A 16,595-nucleotide genomic window follows, 5' to 3' on the forward strand; every position below is an offset into this window, starting at 1 on the left:
TTTTCAATGGCTGCCAACACTATATAACTTTTAATGAAGCACTATTCATCAAAAGAATGAGACTTTTACCCCTAATTTAAGCCTATACTGTGTTGGCTTGGTTGCGGGATTGCGGTGAATGTTTCGCCTCCAACTGTACTGAGCAACAACTCATAAGTGAGGTTTGTATGCGTACTTCGTTTTCTCGTCCAAGAGTGAATCGTGGAGTAGTAAGTCGACCGTCAAGGCCTGTTCAGAAGAAGCAATAGGTTTGTTGTAGGCGTCTAGGGATACAAATAAGAGATACAAGAAAGCCCGGTTAGGTTGTGCCTAACCGGGCTTTTCATTTGTTGCATCGCAAAAAGTAGGAAACGTTTAAGTTAGCCGTTTTGTGCGCGAAGCTCGCTGTCTAAGGCGCTATTTAAGTTGTTGTCTAGCGCGCTGTCAGGTTGGTTTTCTGCTCGTTTCACTTCATCTTTTTTTGATGCAGCTTCGCCCTCTCCTGGAAAATATCGTTCTGGTCTATGGTTCAAAGAAATAACCATATTCAAACAGAACGCCGCTAAAATAGAGATAAGTACCAAGGGCCACTCAATGAAAAGTAAAGCGCTAAGTAAAATGCAGCTATCTACTGTTAACTGGAAAGTGCCTGCTCTGATATTGAAGCGCTGCTGTAAGTAGAATGCCATGATGCCCACGCCGCCAAGGCTAGAACTATGGCGAAACATCATTAGCATTCCCACCCCAATCAAAATACCGCCAAAAACTGCAGCGAAGATAGGGTTCACGTGGCTAATATCTACAAACGCAGGAATTTGCTCAGTTAGTACAGAGACCGTTGTCACAGAAATAAAAGTGTTGATCGTGAAACGCTTGCTAATTTGCGTCCACGCCAGCGTGTAGAACGGTAAGTTAATCAAGAAGAATAACACGCCGAAATCCATATCCACGGCATAAGTTCCCAGCAGCGCTAAACCTGCCGCGCCGCCTACCATTAAATCTTGAGACTGAAATAAATATACGCCAAAAGCAACAAACAAGCCGGCGCTTATCAGGGCAAAAACATCCTCGATGACACTGTGTTTTGTTTTTTGCATAGGAAAAAGTTTGCGTTAAGAAGACACAGCGTAATTATACGTTTACAACACAGTCGGTTACAGCGAGATGAAAAGTTAACTGACCGCGATAATTGGCAGAAGGTAAGTTTGCCTTTACGACTTTTAGCGCACCAGTGAATAGGGTGTTGCGTCAATGTAAACGTTGCACCAAGGTGGTTCACTTAACCGGTAAATGAAAAACCTTTTGCTAGGAAGATGCTACTCAACAACGGAGAAAACAACGATGTCTTGCTTATTAAATTCTACGCTGCATTTCATAATACCTAAATGCAGAGGGCTATATGCTTCAATCTTGCTGCCATTTGCGACAAACTCAGTATCCCAAAGCAATAAGTTGGCAGTATCCAACTGACGCTCTACGCTTTTTTTAGACACCCCAGGCGTGAAGTTATCGCAAAGAATGATGACCTCTCGTCTCGCTTCAATCCAGTAAAACGTTATCGTGATCAATAGTGCTATCGCCGCTATTGCAACGACATCTGCAATAATGGATCGTTTCATGGCTTGCACGTTTCACTTCTCCTCTACATCTTTAACTCGTGCGATTGAACCCTGTAACCTGATTAATTGCGGTGGCAGGGCGCACTTATATAAAGCGGATTTAGGCTGTTTGGATCAAATCCCACTTATTGCCGAACGAATCTTTAAATATGGCTACCGTACCATACACTTCTTCTCTAGGGTCTTCTAAAAATGTCACCCCTTTGCTTTTCATAGTGTCAAAGTCGCGCCAGAAGTTATCGGTATTTAATATTAAAAAGACTTTGTCTGCTGCTTGGTTACCTATAAGCGCCTTTTCGGTGGCGTTTTTCGCCTGTGCTAATAGCAAGCTAGCAGAGCTGTTGGGTGGCGTTACTAATACAAAGCGCGACTCTTCACCCGTCACTTTGTCTTCGGTTAATGTGAAATTTAATACTGTGGTGAAGTATTCAATGGCACGGTCGTAATCGTCGACAAAAAATGTAATGGCGGAAAGGTGTTGGGTCATAAAATCCAGTTCAATTAAAAAAGTACGTCAGAAAGCGGTGAATACTACCTAAAAGCTGCCAGTGCTGAAATACGAATTGTCAGCTGATGTTAATCGTTGAGCCGTTAAGTGGTTTCATTACACGCCGTGTTTTACAGAGTGCTATTGGCGCGTATTTGAACGCATTCTGCTGAAGCATATAAGTTTGTACTTAACAAATGATCTTTTTGTAAGGTTTGCCCAGTATTGTTAGTACTGAAGGATTTATTTTGGTGCGCGATTCACCGAAGCGATATAACGCCCTTTGCTTTATTAGAGGCGAAATTTCGCAAAGGGTTCCCACCAAAAATTGAATACAGGAACAGTAATGAACAAGCTACTATCCGCATTTTCTTTGGTTTCAATAGCTACGTGTACCATGAGCACGGCAAATGCTGATGAACTCCCTTTCAATTTAAGCGGTCACGTAAGGGTTAATTATGGACACCAAGACTGGCAAATTCCCGAGTTCAGGGATGGCTTCGAGTTTGAATCATTCAAACTAGGCGTATCCGGTGAGTCAGACCAATTTAGCTATAAAGCAGAATATCGTTGGTATGAAAACACCGACTTTGACACAGTCCGATTCGCTGAACTTACTTACCATTACGACGAGCTTACCCAGATAACTGCAGGCATAACTCAAACGCCATTTGGTTTACAGCCCTTTGCAAGTAACAGCTTTTGGTTTTCAGTGAATTATTACCTTGGTTTCGAGGACGACTATGATGCCGGGGTGAAGATAAATCACGACTGGGGAAATTGGGATTTCCAAGCTGCCTACTTCATGAATGATGAGTACAACGATGCAGCTGAGTTCGGGCGTTATTCATTTGATGTAGCAGACGACGGTGAGTACCGAAATAAAGAAGACGGTCAATATAATTTACGCGCAAACTACACGGCTAACTTCATTCGCGGTGGCACCACTGACATTGGTGTGTCTTATCAATACGGAAACATCTTAAACTTAGATACCTTAGATGATGGCGATATGAGCGCGTATGCGGTTCACATGCGTCATACCCAGGGTGACGTTAAGTTTGAATTACAATACATCGATTACGAATACGACTTAGCTGCACCAGAGGGGCAGGCAGACGATCGCATAGCGCTATCCTCTTTCACCTTTCCATTCCTAGCCGCCGCAGATGGCAAAACCTACTCAGCTAACCTAGTGTATTCCGTGCCTTACAAATTTACCCACATCGAATCACTAACTTGCTATTCAGAGTACAGCGTTGCTAAAGGTGAGGGGAGTGAAGGAAAAAATTCATCGCAGTGGGTAAATGGCTGTAGTTTTGGCTGGGATAAATTGTTTGTATATGTAGATAGTATTCAAGGCAAGAATATGTGGTTCTCAGGTGGGCCTGGCGTTGGGCTGGATTTAGGTGGAAGACAAGAGACCACCCACCGCCTGAACATTAACCTTGGCATTTACTTCTAATTACTAACAGGACTTTGACATGCGATTACTACTGATAGCGACATTCATTCTAGCGCTAATACCAATGCAAAGTTTTGCCCATGCGTGGATGAAACTGCGAATAGCCACCACAGAGTACGCCCCTTACACCTCTACTGATATGCAGCACGACGGCTACATTAACCATATTATTGCCGATGCCTTTTTAGAGACAGGCGTTATTGTTGAGTTTGTATCCTTACCTTGGGAAGAGGCGCTAGAAGCCACCCTTAAAGGCGAGTATGACGCCATCTCATACGGCAACTTTGTGCGGGCCCGAGAAAGTGAGTTTTTCCACAGTAACCCTATTAGTGCGGAAAGCTTGGTGTTTTACGTTAATGCTGAAAAAGGGCCCGATACATGGGCTGAACTAAGCGACCTAAAAGACTTAAAAATGGGCGTGACAGAGGGCTATTTATACAATGACGAGCTTGCCGCTTACATTAAAAATGGCAATAACGTTGTGGAAAGTGCCACCGACAAAGAAAATCTACAGGCGCTGATTGACGGAAAAATCGATGTTTTCCCCATTGATGAACTTACCGGTTGGTATTTGCTGCAGCGTGACTTCAATAGCGGCGACCGCAGAGATGTAATGCCTATTAAGCCGTTCATCTCTACTGTGACCACCCATCTGCTAGTTCCCAAAGGACAAAGCGATAGTCAGCTTATTTTGTCATTGTTCAACAAGGGGCTTGAGGAGCTAACGCTAGATGGAAAGCTAACCCGCTTTAAACGTCTGCTTAAGGAAGGTTATTACCAGCATCCGCAGAAAAAAGTGAATTTCGATAGACGTTAATTGTGTTTTCGGGTTTAGGTACGGGAATTATCTCAACCCGAATCTCTTTCTATTTTCCGGTCTTGTTATCTTCTTAAAAATGCAGAATAAATTGCATAAGTAAACCTAGGTTTGGTCGCTTACATGGCTAGCCTTGCAGATGAGCGCGTACTCTCTTTTCTGTTCATAATATACCTGATATGGTTGACGGCTATTTTGAAATGCCCATCTAGAGGTTGCCTTGTCGTATTCAGCTGAAACATCGTTCTTTGCCCGTTGTATTGCACTATTAAAGTTACTCGGTCCTGGCGTACTAATGGCAACAGCGGCGGTGGGCGGCAGTCACCTCGTGGCATCAACCCAAGCTGGGGCTAAATTTGGTTGGCAGTTAGCGCTGCTGATCCTTGTCGTTAATCTCCTCAAATACCCATTTTTTAGGGCAGGTGTTAGTTACACCATTAGTACCAAACAAACGTTGCAGCAAGGCTACCTAGAAATGGGTAAACGGTATTTGGCTATTGCCTTAGGCTTAAACACTATTGCTTCAGTGGTGAACGCAGCTGCACTGTTGCTGTTTGCTGCAAGCTTATTGTCTTACTTTATTCCTTTTGATATTGCTATAACGCTGTCGGCGTCAGTGGTGTTGGTGCTCATTTTAATCATTCTACTAGCTGGGCATTTTGAAGGGTTAGACAATATCGCCAAAGGCATAATGGGCGTACTTGTGGTGGCGACGGTTGCCGTATTCGTGGTGGCGCTGAGCAATTATTCTGCTTCCCCAGCACTTGCCGTGGCACCGCCTTCGCCTTGGACGCTTGCAACATTAGGCTTCTTAGTAGTTACAATGGGGTGGATGCCTGCGCCTATCGAAATCTCGTCCATTACTTCGCTTTGGCTAAAGCGCCAATGCAAAAGCCAAGCGGTAACGCCGAAGTCAGCACTTTTTGATTTCAATTTAGGTTATGCCGTCACAGTGTTACTCGCATTGCTGTTTCTGGGCTTAGGAGCACTAATTTTATATGGCAGTGGTACAGAATTAAGTGCCAGCGGTATCGGCTTTTCTCATCAGCTTATTAGTATGTACTCATCAACCATAGGGCAGTGGGCGCATTGGCTTATCGCGTTGGTGGCATTTTTGTGTATTTTTGGTTCGGCGTTAACTGTATACGACGGCTACGCGAGAGTCGTTGCTGAAGCGATAGCGCTACTTTTTAATAAGGATAAAAACGCACGAAATACGCTGGTTACGCCAGTACTGCTATTTATGGCAGTGGCAAGCTTTATCATAGTGCTGTTCTTCAAATCAGCGTTACTGGCAATGCTAGGTTTTGCAATGACATTGGCCTTTGTTACTACCCCCATGTTTGCATGGCTTAATCATAAGCTGGTTGCACAGACAAAACTTCATGAAGATGCTGCACCCAATGTTGTAGTGAAAATGCTTAGCTATTTAGGGTTGGCTTATCTGTTTGGCTTTCTACTCGTGTTTATTTGGTGGAAGTGGTTTAGCTAACCGCTTCCTTGCGTTAGCTCGGCTCCTCGAATTACGCGTTAAGGTCCACCATAGTAAATTAGTTTAATTACGCGCACTTATGTGAGCCTTAGCGCAATACTCTTCTATACTGAAGATGACATCGTTTGAGGAGTTCGCGGCTTGGAGCGTGTGGCAATTACATCCTTTTCATCTCTACCATATATAGGCAAGAATTTCTTGCTGCTCGGCATGCTATGTGTGGCTATTTTGGGGTGCTCAGAAGAGGTGCCTCAAACTATCCCGTGGCATAACGCTTATGACATTGAGCGAGAGCTTCATCTTCTAGGTCAGCAAGACGACCCTCGTGAAATTTATAAAAGGCTGCAAGGTATAAAGCAGCAAGCATCGCTACAGCTTTCTCAAATGCGTGAATCAGGTCATCACGACCCGCTATTTAGAGAATGGTTGGAATCGCTACGCATTAGCTTATCGTTAGCCCCCTTGTACGGCGACAAAATAGAAACATGCAACGTGTGGCAACATGCAATGGAAGAAGCGTGGGGCGTGGAAACCGTACAGTTCAATGAGCGAGCTAAACTCGTGTGGCGAGTAATGGTAGCAACCTGCAACGCACGAGTTCGCTCTGTATAGTGCTAGTGTTATTTAGTATAAACGGGGCGTGCCGCAGTTAGCGCTGCCACACTGTCTTTAACCTGTTGTATCACTGCTCTGTCTTCAGGTGCGCTTAACACGTCGCAAATCCAGTGGGCCAGTTGTGCGCAATCGTCTTCACTAAAGTTACGCGAGGTTACCGCAGGGGTACCAATTCGAATCCCACTTGTTACAAACGGCGATTGCGGGTCGTTAGGTACGGTGTTCTTGTTCACCGTAATATTCACCCCATTTAAGATAGCGTCAGCTTCTTTCCCCGTCATGCCTTTGCTCACGAGACTTAGCAGAAACATATGGTTGTCGGTACCGTTAGATACCACATCAAAACCACGCTTCATAAATACATCAGCCATAGCGCGTGCATTGGTGATCACTTGCTTTTGATAAGTCTTGAATTCCGCTGTCATGGCTTCTTTGAACGCAACAGCTTTAGCTGCGATAACGTGCATAAGTGGGCCGCCCTGAATACCAGGAAAAATCAGTGAGTTGAATTTCTTTTCAAGCTCTGGATTAGACTTACACATAATCACCCCGCCACGAGGACCACGTAACGTTTTGTGGGTAGTGGTAGTAACCACATGCGCCGCGTTAATTGGAGAGGGGTAGACACCCGCTGCCACAAGACCTGCAACATGTGCCATATCTACGAGTAAATACGCGCCTACGCTATCGGCGATGTCTCTGAACCTCTGCCAGTCGACCACGCGAGAATAAGCAGAGAAGCCTGCTACAATCATTTTAGGCCTGTGCTCGTTAGCCAAAGCTTCTACTTGTGCATAGTCAATTTCACCGGTTTCAGTGTTTAGCCCATACTGTATGGCGTTATAGAGCTTGCCTGAAAAATTTGGCTTAGCTCCGTGAGTCAGGTGCCCACCGTGATCAAGACTCAATCCAAGAATGGTATCGCCAGGGTTTAACAACGCCATATAGACTGCGGTATTCGCTTGAGAGCCAGAGTGAGGCTGCACATTCACATAATCTGCCTCAAACAGCGCTTTAGCTCTGTCAATGGCAAGCTGTTCTACTTTGTCTACCGCCTCGCAGCCACCGTAATAGCGCTTGCCCGGATAGCCTTCGGCATACTTATTAGTTAGCTGGCTACCTTGCGCCTGCATAACGGCTTTACTGGTGTAGTTTTCCGATGCAATCAGTTCAATGTGATGCTCTTGGCGATCATTCTCTTGCGCAATAAACTGTGCGATATCTGGGTCTTGTTGTTGAAGATGATGGTTTAGAGGGTTCATGCAGGCTCCTAAATGTCGTTATTTTTTATTTGATACTAGGAGCACAAAAAGAATAAATAAAATTAATAAAAAATATGGCATCATAACTTTATTAAATGGCTATGTTTGCGAGTTTGCCGTTAGTAAAGCGTCGAAAACGGAACAGGGTTTGAGGTTTTCTCATCGTAAGTGGGTTTAACGCTAGGCAAGTCAATGCTCTTTATAGAGCTAAGCGCGCATGGCGACACGAAAACCTCACACGCAGCAACGCAACGTTAAAATAAAGGTGTTAAGCAAGGTAATGAAAAACTTGTCTATAGATTTTCTGCGCTCGTTTGTACTTATTGCACAGACGGGTAGCTATACCCAATGTGCTGAACAGCTGCAACGAACCCAACCTGCCATCAGCTTACAGATTAAAAAGTTAGAAGAAATGATTGGGGAAAAGCTATTTTCCCGCGACAAAAATCGTTTAGCGCTAACTGGCGCTGGTAGTCGCTTACTGTCATATGGTGAAAAGATAGTCGCACTTAACGATCAGGCAATGGCCGAATTCGGTAAGCCGCAGGTTACGGGGAATATTCGGTTAGGCATTCCCAGCGAATTTAGTACAACACTTATGCCTAAAATAATTCGACGGTTCACGCAAACCTACCCGGAAATATCGCTAGAGGTGCATTGTGCGCTAAGTAAAGACTTACTTAGTGAGCCGCTTAAAAGCCAGTTCGATTTAATTCTTTCGTTACAAGAAACACCAGATCCTCAACAAGACGGCTACATCATTTCAGATCAACTGGTATGGGTAGGCAGCCAGCGTTTTGTAAACAGTGTGCCTGCTAAACTTCCAATTATTGCGGCGCCGTCGCCGTGTATTTACCGCAAACGAGCAACCAGTCTTCTATCGGCTATCAAAAAACCGTGGCAGGTGGTGTATACCATCGCTGACTTAAACGGCATTCAAACAGCCATTAATGAAGGGTTGGGTATAACCGTTCTAGCAAAAAGTTCGGTGCCGTCTGGGCTGCATGTATTGTCAAATTCAGAAAGTTTGCCCGAGCTAGGGCATGTGGGCGTTTGTTTGGTTAACCCTCAGAAGGTGTCATCTAAAGCGATTAGCTTACTTACTGAAACTATTACTAACGAAGTCGCAAATTTTTAAGAGGAAATAGCAGGGGATAACTAGCGCGCCCAGTAGTCAATCAATTGATGAGCGCGCTGAAAGGAGAAAGGCATTAAAGTAAAGTGCCGTCTATGCCTTTTTAACAAACTGCGCAGTTAGCATCATTTCACCAGCGCCATCTACTTTGCAATCTAGCTGGTGGTCTTTGGCATCTTTCACGTGACGGATAACGGCTTTCGTTCCAATTTTAAGTACCAGCGAACTGCCTTTTACCTTCAAATCTTTTGCTAGCGTAATCTTGTCACCGGCTACTAACGGTGTACCGTTGAAGTCTTTTGCTGATACTTCCTCTTCTACTTCGTTAGGGTTCCACTCGTGTCCACATTCAGGGCAAATAAGTAGAGGCTGATCTTCGTATACATATTCTGATTGGCAATGCGGGCAAGGAGGTAACGACATGTGGAATTCTCTTAAAGTACTAAATTAAAGCGCTCGGGTCATAAAGTGGCTATTGGGATCGATGGAGTAATTGCCAAATGGACCGCAATCAACAAAACCAAACTTTTTATATAGCGTTCTAGCCGCCAAGAAGTAGTCTTGCGTTCCCGTTTCTAAACTTACCGAACTAAACCCTTCCATTTTCGCATGTTCTAAGGCAAAAAGTAATAACTGAGACGCCACACCGCATCCTCTAAAAGGTTTCGCAGTACGCATAGATTTTAGCTCGGCGCTATGTGTATCAAGGGTTTTAATAGCCACACAACCAGCAAGCTGTTGCTGCTTCCAGCCACTAAAAAAAGTAATGTTTGGGGCTTTTAGGGCGTTAACATCCAGTGCGTGTACGCTTTCTGGTGGTGATGTGGCGTACATATCAGACAAATGCTCTTCTAAAAGTGCTAGCACTTCTCCTCCGGTGAGATCATCAATAATAATCTTCATGTGCTTTGGCCTTTAGATGTATTAAGACATAGGCGACTTCGCTAGCCTGAGTATTAAATATTTAAGGGTTTAATCATGTTAAAAAAGCGGTCGTCTTCGCTTTGAACGATAAAGCCTGCTCGTTTATAAAGTGAAACTGCAGGACTAATTTTAAAAACCCGTAAGGTAAGCGAGTTAGAATTAGCTTCTAACGCAAGCCTTTCCGCTTCTTTAATGGCAGCGCTGCCTAAGCCTTTATTCTGTGCACTGGGTATAACTTGAAGGTCGCGTAATATACAAGTGTTACCTTCGTATTCAAGGCGCATGACACCCACAGTATCGCCATCAATTTGAATGTCGTAGTTGATCAGGTTTGCCGTAACGCTAAGCACTTTTGACTCGTCCCAATCAGGGGCGAACTGCGCGTAATAATCGCGCATGTTAGCGAAGGTAAACTCCGCCGCCCTTTGTAAATTTGTGGTTGGAACAAATCTACTATTCACACGCCATGCTAGCCTGTTGTTTACACTGTTGATTAGCTTCTTCTTCAGAGCTTGCGCCCAAACAGAAATCCAGTCGAATCAGCTTTTCTTCATTCGCAGCCGACTTTCCTTCTGCCAGTGTCCACTCCCATTCCTTTATGACTCTAGCCGCAGGTTTTTCGATAACCCTTTTAGGTACCGAGTTAACTAATGTAATGCTCTTAGTGGTACCTTCAGCATCAACGTTAACTTTAAAAATACCGCATCCGGCAATACCTTTTTGTGCAAGCTTCATTGGATAGCGAGGCACAACCTGATTTTCTCTTAGCCATGTACTTTCTGCTTGAGTGGGGGATAAGTGCGTAAGCTCTACCGTGCCATGAATGGTAGTGGCAAAGGAGCCTACAGACAGTAAGCAGAGTGACAATAGTGACGCTTTATACAACATGTAACTTTCCTTGTGTTGTTTGACATATTTCCTGAATGCTACGCTAACACGATTTGTGCGTTGAGCAGAGATAATTAATCGAACATTTTACGTTATAGGAAACATTTGCTTTTTAAAAAGAGGCGGAGCGATCAAATTGCTGTGAACGTTAGTTAGTTTTCATATGTTTGTTGAACATCGCTTTTTAGTACAAGAACGATGAGGAAAATGAGAGCCAAAGGGGGAACTAAGGCACTAACAAAGCCTAATGCAGATACAAGGAATGGTGTTTGAGTTTTGCGTTTGCCAAGGTAAAAGCCAACAACCGCCATAACTATGGCGAGAACGAAAATTAGTTGTCCCACAAGCGTGGCATCAATATTCATAGTTTAAATTCCTTATCAAAAATATTGTTAGAAGCGTTTGTTAGGTACGTGCATATTACTTCATCGCCTTTTCTCGCGCTTTGATTCTTTGAGCCAAATGCGGTGGCAAAGAAGAGGTTACTTCTTTTTTATCACTGCTATTTTTAATACATAAAACAATGCCGGCAATGGGAGGTAAAAAGAATCCAAAGAAGAACCAAAGCCAAGGATTCCTATCGGTCTCTTGAGCCCAGTATGCGCAAAAAATACCAAATAAGAAACTGACCATGCCCTGAGTTGCAAAATTATGTTCCATTTAAATAGGCTTCCTTTCTTAAATAATGAAAATGACTATTTGGGTTAACCAAGAAGTACCTAGCGTCCCAGCGAGCAGCGCGAGTGCCTTTAGTGTTTTGTTAGTTGTCTAGCCGAAAATATTAGCATATGTCACATATAGCCCAAATGCGATATAGCCTAAAGATATAATGGCGTTGAGAAACCAAATAAAGCGCCAAAACAAACCTGTAAAGTTGAAAGTCTTTCGTATTTTAGGACTTAGTAGCGCAACTGTCGAAGTGATAGAGCCCAAAGCTGAGCAACAAAATAGTGGAAGCACTATAAACATTAATGAGAGGCCAGCAGCACCCGCAGATGCCCCGCTTGAGTCAGGTTCTATTGGAGCTAAGATCCAATAAGATAAGCAGACCGATATAAATAAAGATAATAAACTAAGTAATTGAAGGCTTCTCATATGGCCCTTGGCAACTAACGCCGCGTTAAGGGGGGAATGTCGCATAAACCAACCTTCCGCAGATCACTTTCACCACCAAAACTCACCGCAAACCAAAAATGCCACGCGGCATGAGTTCCGCTTGAACGCTTTGTTATGTGTTTAGCTCTTAGCTTGTTCTGGAAGCCTTTCGTAACTAAGTACATCACACAATTTCATAGACCATTTAGCACTACTACCAACAAAGATTTTAGCAGTAGGCGGAATTGGAACTGGACTATCGAGGCTACCAGCCGGAACCATTACGCTGTTAATACTTTCTGCAAACGTTGGGATTGCAGACCCGCATTTTGAACAAAAACTTTTTGTATGAAATGAATTTGGATGCTTATACGTTCTGACATCACTTTCACCGTTTAACCAAGTTAAGGTGCCAGCTTTAGCAAACAAATTTGCACCATGAGCCGAGCCTGTACCCTTTTGGCAACGAGTGCAATGGCATAAAAAGAAAGACTGGAACTCACCTAAAAGCTCATACTTCACACTACCACAAAGGCATGAACCTCGATGTTTATTCGCCATTAAAGCCTCCTTTCTTTCGATTACACATAGACACAATGACTCCCTGTGAAAGTGCTAGCCCCCGCATTTTCGTGGGTTAACTTTTCAGCCACCGGAGCGCCGGCCGGAGTCCATCATTAGTTTGTTCAATACTAAATCAATTTGGAGGCTAGCATGAACAAACATAGCATGATTTTTATCGGCTTGGATACGCACAAAGAATTCCATGAAGTAGCTTATTGTGAGAAGCAACGTGGTGCCAGCCCTGTTCACTACGGACGGATACCTTCATCAAAAGTTAGTGTAAAAAAGCTGCTTCGTCAGTTTGAATCTAAATATCCCGGCGCAACACTTCACGTCGTATATGAAGCTGGGCCTTGTGGCTACTGGAGTTATCGGCTGATAACAAGTTTAGGGCATTGTTGCTATGTCGTGGCCCCGTCTCTTATTCCCAAAAAGCCTGGAGAGCGAATTAAGACCGACCGCCGAGATGCGCTGAAACTGGTGAAGTTGCTAAAGTCGGAAGACCTTACCCCCATCTATGTACCTGAGCCGGAAGATGAAGCCGTGCGTGACTTATCCCGTGCTCGAGAAGCGGCAATGAAAGATTTAAAGGAAGCCAAGCACCAGCTTAAAGCCCTACTGCTGCGCAACAACATTCGTTATGAGGGTACAGCCAACTGGTCGAAGAAACACCTTCGCTGGCTCACTGAATTAATATTGCCTCATCCGGCCCAGCAGATTGTCTTACAAGAACAATTGCAAACCATAGAAGAGCGCATCCGGCGACTAGAAAGGCTCGACAATGAGTTAACCCATCATATGCACCAATGGCGTTATTATCCGGTAGTGAAAGCCGTTCAGGCGATGCGCGGTGTTCGATTGCTCGTTGCTGTTGGCGTGGTAGCAGAGCTTGGCGATTTACATCGCTTCGACCATCCCAGAAAACTCATGGCATATTTAGGTTTAGTCCCCAGCGAACAGTCATCAGGCGGAAAGCGGCACTTAGGTGCTATTACTAAAGCGGGAAATGGCCGAGCACGGCGTTTGCTGATTGAAGGCGCGCACAGCTATCGGTATCCAGCGAATGTCTCTACCGAATTACAGTTAAGGCAAGAAGGCTTACCCAAAGACATCGTCGATATTGCTTGGAAAGCACAGCTGCGTCTGTGCAAACGCTATCAGCGCATGAGTAAAAAGGGTAAACACTACAATTTAATCATCACCGCGATAGCCAGAGAAATGGCCGCATATATCTGGGCTATCGCAAAAGAAGTGGTACTTACACCGGTTAATCCCAAGCTGAGACTAAGCCGAGTACCTGCATGATAAACGAGTTTGAGCTAACGCATTCGGGTCAGGCCGCGGAATGTGGCACAACCTACAAGGGTGTTATGATGGCAATCACTTAATCGTGATTGACCCACGAGCATAGACTGACGAGAAGGTGCTACGGCGGAACATGTAAGTCAGCTCTGCTTATTCAATGAGTAAGTAATCTACGAATACCAGCATACCAACCGACGACATTACTGCCTCATCCGGTGCGTTAGCTCATTTAGTATGACTGAGGAAAACAGCTAATTATGGGCTGAAAGAGTATCAGGGAAGCGCTCGTTCAGGGTTGACAAAGGGAGTCATACCAACACCCGCATAACGGGCAAAAATACGTAGGCTACAATACCAAGCGAAGCGCAGGGAGCCTACGTATTTTTGTCCCAGCGAACGTAGTGAGCGAGTTTATGCGCTTGTTAAACCAACAATGATAGCCTAAAATGACCTAATTAAAGACCTTTTAGGAGACCGTTATGGCGGCGAGAGTTTTGGCAGATGTTGCTGCAAGTATTACTGAACTAAAAGCTAACCCTATGAAAGTTGCGAGCAGTGCATATGGCGACCCTGTCGCTATATTGAATAGGAATGAACCCGCATTCTACTGTGTCCCGGCTGAGATTTACGAAAAAATGATGGATCGTTTGGAGGATCTGGAACTACTACAGCTTGTTAGTGAAAGGCAAGGTGAAGAAAGCGTTTCGGTGAATTTGGATGACCTATAAATTAGAGTTTAAGAGAAGCGCCTTAAAAGAATGGAATAAACTAGGTAGCACTTTGCAGCAACAACTGAAAGAGAAGTTAGCAGAGAGATTAAAAACACCGCACGTAGCCCCAGATAGAGTGTTAGGTGCCGATAATGTTTATAAAATAAAATTACGTCAATCAGGATATAGGTTGGTTTATCAGGTACTTGATGACGTAGTTGTAGTTACAGTGCTTGCAGTGGGAAAACGCGAGAGAAATGAGGCTTACAAAAAAGCATTAAAGAGACTTGATGCTGAATAAGGGTTTAACGGCCCGCATAACGGGCAAAATGCGTAGGCTATAATACCGAGCGAAGCGAAGGGAGCCTACGTGTTTTTGTCCCTAGCGAGCGCCAGCGAGTGACTATAGTGGTTTGTTATAAGTCACTTCACCCTCTTTAAATCGCCGTCGTCAAATCCTACAGTAATATTTGGTACACAATTGAGTATTGTTTGCTGGCCTGAATTAAGAATTTCTAGTACTGCATCAATGACATGTTGTTGAACAGTTTGCCATTCCATTGCTTCTAAATTTAACATTAAATATTTGTTCGATGGGACGAAGTCTTCATTACAAGCCCAATCATCATTGTCTGGGTCGTATTTATTGGAGCCAACCAGGTATGCCGTATAATTACCTTGTGACTGAAATAAGCCAATATTAATTGCTTTGAGAGAGGGTCTATCTTTTATGCTTTCAATCCATGCTTGAAACTCAACTTCCATTAAGTAGCTTCCTTGACTTATAACGCCTTACTAAGGGGCGCATAAATGCTTGGCTAAAATTAGCGACGAAGGAGCACAAGCCAAGCGTTTTGCGTCCTTTTAAGTAACTTGTTATATGCCTGTAGTCGTTAAAATTTTCTCGATTGCACTTAACTGTAAGTCCAATTGAGCTTCATTAATATGACCTTTTTGATATGCCATTTCAAATTCCAAGAGTTTTAGTGTTTGTTCTAAAACCTTGAGATATAAAGGAGCATTATATGTACGACTTCTTTTAAGGTTGATTAAATATTCGTTCAGATCACTTAACGTTGTCCCTGATAAATTTTTGCTGACTATATTTTGCATTAAGAAAGTGTCTAAATATTCTGGGTATGGTGGTGGGTTTTTTAAAAAGAACTCAGCCTTCAATTCATCTTCTTTTGGCAATTTATTAAAATATTCTATCAATTCTTCACTATATTCATAACAAGTCTCTACTGAAGAAATCGATGACTGTAAAAGTTTAATTACATCTTGTTTTTCTTTTTGTTTCGCTTCGTAATTTGTAATAGATATAGCTAATAGAACACCAACTAATGTCGCAACAAGAGTAAGAAAGAAATTAATTCCGACACTATAACGCTCAATAACACTTTTAAATTTAGGTATAAACGTAAAGACACCAAGAAAACAAAGAAGAATAGTGAGTATTATGTAAAGCATTTTAATCCTTTTAAATGATGAAAAATATAAGTCGAAGCGCTAGGCATATAACTTTCCAATAACGGGCGCAGACATGTGGGGCATAATGGCGAAGCCGCCCCACTTGTATGCGTCCCAGCGAACGTAGTGAGTGTGTTGATTGGGTTGTTATATGCGCTGTATTTAAGAGCCATTATTACGATCTATCTTTGTTGCTATTGGCCAACCATACGCTACAAAAAATAAAAACCAACCAGATACAAGCCATGCATGTGCTTGTGGAAATACATTTGAAATGATCCCAGCAACAAGACCAGAGGACAAAATAACAATTATGTATCTATTAGCTAAAGTCTGTTGAGACCGTAATTCCTTAAAATAGGGGTCGAGAAAAACTAATAAAATTGCTACTAAATATAGCGGAACGGCCCACTCTATAAGTGATTTAAAAAGAGCTGCTGTCGGTATAATAAGGACAGCACCACAATACATCCATTTTCTGCTATTAAATACTTCCATTTTTCAAGCTACCACAAGCAYATAACACTTAGCTAAGGGGCCAAAATATGGCGCTATAATGCCGAAGGCGCGCCATGTTTTGGTCCCTCTTGAGCGCCTTGTTAGTTGCCACCCTAGAACAATGGCATGTTACGACCGAAATTATTTTTGATATAAACAGCGCTTTCAAAAGCAAGTACTTTAACTTTGCAAATAACCGCAAATATTAACAAAGAATAGCTTGATACAACCAAATACATTGGCAAGTTTTGATAAGTACCTTCGTTCCAC

General features: G+C 43.4%; 22 protein-coding genes. 8 read left to right on the top strand and 14 right to left on the bottom strand.

The annotated features are described in order from the left end of the window. Positions 1–359 precede the first annotated feature (359 nt). The 3 genes from BGK61_RS18510 to BGK61_RS18520 all read right to left on the bottom strand — a co-directional run bounded on the left by BGK61_RS18510 (position 360) and on the right by BGK61_RS18520 (position 2,085). A complete protein-coding gene (locus BGK61_RS18510; protein WP_076011605.1) occupies positions 360–1,076 on the bottom strand; it encodes a YitT family protein in 717 nt (238 codons plus the stop codon). A gap of 219 nt (positions 1,077–1,295) precedes the next feature. Further along, positions 1,296–1,607, bottom strand: a complete 312-nt coding sequence (locus tag BGK61_RS18515) for a hypothetical protein (protein WP_014997193.1) — start codon at positions 1,605–1,607, stop codon at positions 1,296–1,298. A gap of 91 nt (positions 1,608–1,698) precedes the next feature. Then, the gene (locus BGK61_RS18520) at positions 1,699–2,085 is read right to left on the bottom strand and encodes a VOC family protein (RefSeq protein ID WP_014997194.1); all 387 of its coding nucleotides are present in this window, start codon (positions 2,083–2,085) and stop codon (positions 1,699–1,701) included. 346 nt (positions 2,086–2,431) lie between these two features. Here BGK61_RS18520 and BGK61_RS18525 point away from each other — a divergent pair, with 346 nt between their 5' ends. The 4 genes from BGK61_RS18525 to BGK61_RS18540 all read left to right on the top strand — a co-directional run bounded on the left by BGK61_RS18525 (position 2,432) and on the right by BGK61_RS18540 (position 6,471). Further along, positions 2,432–3,550: a TonB-dependent receptor gene (locus BGK61_RS18525; protein WP_014997195.1), complete on the top strand. Its 1,119-nt coding sequence runs from the start codon at positions 2,432–2,434 to the stop codon at positions 3,548–3,550. Positions 3,551–3,569: 19 nt separating this feature from the next. Next, complete coding sequence (locus BGK61_RS18530) at positions 3,570–4,367, top strand: substrate-binding periplasmic protein (RefSeq protein WP_014997196.1); 798 nt, start codon at positions 3,570–3,572, stop codon at positions 4,365–4,367. A 220-nt stretch (positions 4,368–4,587) separates the two neighbouring features. After that, positions 4,588–5,859 carry an NRAMP family divalent metal transporter gene (locus BGK61_RS18535; protein ID WP_076011606.1) on the top strand — a complete coding sequence of 424 codons (1,272 nt, stop codon included), beginning with the start codon at positions 4,588–4,590 and terminating at the stop codon, positions 5,857–5,859. Positions 5,860–6,069: 210 nt separating this feature from the next. After that, entirely contained in the window at positions 6,070–6,471 is a 402-nt protein-coding gene (locus BGK61_RS18540) for a hypothetical protein (RefSeq protein WP_411454485.1), read from the top strand. Positions 6,472–6,479: 8 nt separating this feature from the next. Here BGK61_RS18540 and glyA read toward each other — a convergent pair whose 3' ends face one another. Next, positions 6,480–7,736, bottom strand: a complete 1,257-nt coding sequence (gene glyA, locus BGK61_RS18545) for a serine hydroxymethyltransferase (protein WP_076011608.1) — start codon at positions 7,734–7,736, stop codon at positions 6,480–6,482. 217 nt (positions 7,737–7,953) lie between these two features. Between glyA and BGK61_RS18550 the strand changes: the two genes are divergently transcribed. Further along, positions 7,954–8,874, top strand: coding sequence for a LysR family transcriptional regulator (locus tag BGK61_RS18550; protein ID WP_014997200.1), 921 nt, complete (start codon positions 7,954–7,956; stop codon positions 8,872–8,874). A 90-nt stretch (positions 8,875–8,964) separates the two neighbouring features. Here BGK61_RS18550 and BGK61_RS18555 read toward each other — a convergent pair whose 3' ends face one another. From BGK61_RS18555 to BGK61_RS18595, 7 genes are all read right to left on the bottom strand, one after another. Further along, positions 8,965–9,294 (bottom strand): zinc ribbon domain-containing protein YjdM, encoded by a 330-nt coding sequence (locus BGK61_RS18555; RefSeq protein ID WP_014948132.1) that lies wholly within the window; start codon positions 9,292–9,294, stop codon positions 8,965–8,967. Positions 9,295–9,318: 24 nt separating this feature from the next. After that, positions 9,319–9,774, bottom strand: coding sequence for a GNAT family N-acetyltransferase (locus BGK61_RS18560; protein WP_076011609.1), 456 nt, complete (start codon positions 9,772–9,774; stop codon positions 9,319–9,321). Positions 9,775–9,827: 53 nt separating this feature from the next. Then, positions 9,828–10,256: a GNAT family N-acetyltransferase gene (locus tag BGK61_RS18565; protein WP_076011610.1), complete on the bottom strand. Its 429-nt coding sequence runs from the start codon at positions 10,254–10,256 to the stop codon at positions 9,828–9,830. Beyond that, a complete protein-coding gene (locus BGK61_RS18570) occupies positions 10,249–10,683 on the bottom strand; it encodes an energy transducer TonB (RefSeq protein WP_076011611.1) in 435 nt (144 codons plus the stop codon). Before BGK61_RS18570 ends, BGK61_RS18565 begins: the two co-directional genes overlap by 8 nt. A 152-nt stretch (positions 10,684–10,835) precedes the next feature. Then, the gene (locus BGK61_RS18575) at positions 10,836–11,048 is read right to left on the bottom strand and encodes a hypothetical protein (RefSeq protein ID WP_076011612.1); all 213 of its coding nucleotides are present in this window, start codon (positions 11,046–11,048) and stop codon (positions 10,836–10,838) included. Between the two features lie 55 nt (positions 11,049–11,103). Beyond that, positions 11,104–11,343, bottom strand: coding sequence for a hypothetical protein (locus BGK61_RS18580; protein WP_076011613.1), 240 nt, complete (start codon positions 11,341–11,343; stop codon positions 11,104–11,106). 576 nt (positions 11,344–11,919) lie between these two features. Next, positions 11,920–12,339 (bottom strand): GFA family protein, encoded by a 420-nt coding sequence (locus BGK61_RS18595; RefSeq protein WP_076011616.1) that lies wholly within the window; start codon positions 12,337–12,339, stop codon positions 11,920–11,922. 153 nt (positions 12,340–12,492) lie between these two features. Between BGK61_RS18595 and BGK61_RS18600 the strand changes: the two genes are divergently transcribed. The 3 genes from BGK61_RS18600 to BGK61_RS18610 all read left to right on the top strand — a co-directional run bounded on the left by BGK61_RS18600 (position 12,493) and on the right by BGK61_RS18610 (position 14,658). Beyond that, positions 12,493–13,647 (top strand): IS110 family RNA-guided transposase, encoded by a 1,155-nt coding sequence (locus tag BGK61_RS18600; protein WP_076011617.1) that lies wholly within the window; start codon positions 12,493–12,495, stop codon positions 13,645–13,647. A 479-nt stretch (positions 13,648–14,126) separates the two neighbouring features. Next, positions 14,127–14,375, top strand: coding sequence for a type II toxin-antitoxin system Phd/YefM family antitoxin (locus tag BGK61_RS18605; protein ID WP_039219417.1), 249 nt, complete (start codon positions 14,127–14,129; stop codon positions 14,373–14,375). After that, complete coding sequence (locus BGK61_RS18610; protein ID WP_076011618.1) at positions 14,365–14,658, top strand: type II toxin-antitoxin system RelE family toxin; 294 nt, start codon at positions 14,365–14,367, stop codon at positions 14,656–14,658. Before BGK61_RS18605 ends, BGK61_RS18610 begins: the two co-directional genes overlap by 11 nt. A gap of 122 nt (positions 14,659–14,780) precedes the next feature. Here BGK61_RS18610 and BGK61_RS18615 read toward each other — a convergent pair whose 3' ends face one another. The 3 genes from BGK61_RS18615 to BGK61_RS19650 form a co-directional block, all read right to left on the bottom strand. Next, positions 14,781–15,122: a hypothetical protein gene (locus tag BGK61_RS18615; RefSeq protein WP_076011619.1), complete on the bottom strand. Its 342-nt coding sequence runs from the start codon at positions 15,120–15,122 to the stop codon at positions 14,781–14,783. A gap of 111 nt (positions 15,123–15,233) precedes the next feature. Beyond that, positions 15,234–15,827 carry a hypothetical protein gene (locus BGK61_RS18620; protein ID WP_039219410.1) on the bottom strand — a complete coding sequence of 198 codons (594 nt, stop codon included), beginning with the start codon at positions 15,825–15,827 and terminating at the stop codon, positions 15,234–15,236. 162 nt (positions 15,828–15,989) lie between these two features. After that, positions 15,990–16,325 (bottom strand): hypothetical protein, encoded by a 336-nt coding sequence (locus BGK61_RS19650; protein WP_076011620.1) that lies wholly within the window; start codon positions 16,323–16,325, stop codon positions 15,990–15,992. Positions 16,326–16,595 lie beyond the last annotated feature (270 nt).

It is taken from the genome of Alteromonas abrolhosensis, from assembly GCF_001953635.1.
Lineage (GTDB): Bacteria > Pseudomonadota > Gammaproteobacteria > Enterobacterales > Alteromonadaceae > Alteromonas > Alteromonas abrolhosensis.

Excerpts from the sequence above, each read along its gene's own strand:
- BGK61_RS18510 (WP_076011605.1), bottom strand. The coding sequence starts at position 1,076 with ATGCAAAAAACAAAACACAGTGTCATCGAGGATGTTTTTGCCCTGATA.
- BGK61_RS18520 (WP_014997194.1), bottom strand. The coding sequence starts at position 2,085 with ATGACCCAACACCTTTCCGCCATTACATTTTTTGTCGACGATTACGAC.
- BGK61_RS18525 (WP_014997195.1), top strand. The coding sequence starts at position 2,432 with ATGAACAAGCTACTATCCGCATTTTCTTTGGTTTCAATAGCTACGTGT.
- BGK61_RS18530 (WP_014997196.1), top strand. The coding sequence starts at position 3,570 with ATGCGATTACTACTGATAGCGACATTCATTCTAGCGCTAATACCAATG.
- BGK61_RS18540 (WP_411454485.1), top strand. The coding sequence starts at position 6,070 with ATGCTATGTGTGGCTATTTTGGGGTGCTCAGAAGAGGTGCCTCAAACT.
- glyA (WP_076011608.1), bottom strand. The coding sequence starts at position 7,736 with ATGAACCCTCTAAACCATCATCTTCAACAACAAGACCCAGATATCGCA.
- BGK61_RS18550 (WP_014997200.1), top strand. The coding sequence starts at position 7,954 with ATGGCGACACGAAAACCTCACACGCAGCAACGCAACGTTAAAATAAAG.
- BGK61_RS18555 (WP_014948132.1), bottom strand. The coding sequence starts at position 9,294 with ATGTCGTTACCTCCTTGCCCGCATTGCCAATCAGAATATGTATACGAA.
- BGK61_RS18560 (WP_076011609.1), bottom strand. The coding sequence starts at position 9,774 with ATGAAGATTATTATTGATGATCTCACCGGAGGAGAAGTGCTAGCACTT.
- BGK61_RS18570 (WP_076011611.1), bottom strand. The coding sequence starts at position 10,683 with ATGTTGTATAAAGCGTCACTATTGTCACTCTGCTTACTGTCTGTAGGC.
- BGK61_RS18575 (WP_076011612.1), bottom strand. The coding sequence starts at position 11,048 with ATGAATATTGATGCCACGCTTGTGGGACAACTAATTTTCGTTCTCGCC.
- BGK61_RS18580 (WP_076011613.1), bottom strand. The coding sequence starts at position 11,343 with ATGGAACATAATTTTGCAACTCAGGGCATGGTCAGTTTCTTATTTGGT.
- BGK61_RS18595 (WP_076011616.1), bottom strand. The coding sequence starts at position 12,339 with ATGGCGAATAAACATCGAGGTTCATGCCTTTGTGGTAGTGTGAAGTAT.
- BGK61_RS18600 (WP_076011617.1), top strand. The coding sequence starts at position 12,493 with ATGAACAAACATAGCATGATTTTTATCGGCTTGGATACGCACAAAGAA.
- BGK61_RS18605 (WP_039219417.1), top strand. The coding sequence starts at position 14,127 with ATGGCGGCGAGAGTTTTGGCAGATGTTGCTGCAAGTATTACTGAACTA.
- BGK61_RS18610 (WP_076011618.1), top strand. The coding sequence starts at position 14,365 with ATGACCTATAAATTAGAGTTTAAGAGAAGCGCCTTAAAAGAATGGAAT.
- BGK61_RS18615 (WP_076011619.1), bottom strand. The coding sequence starts at position 15,122 with ATGGAAGTTGAGTTTCAAGCATGGATTGAAAGCATAAAAGATAGACCC.
- BGK61_RS18620 (WP_039219410.1), bottom strand. The coding sequence starts at position 15,827 with ATGCTTTACATAATACTCACTATTCTTCTTTGTTTTCTTGGTGTCTTT.
- BGK61_RS19650 (WP_076011620.1), bottom strand. The coding sequence starts at position 16,325 with ATGGAAGTATTTAATAGCAGAAAATGGATGTATTGTGGTGCTGTCCTT.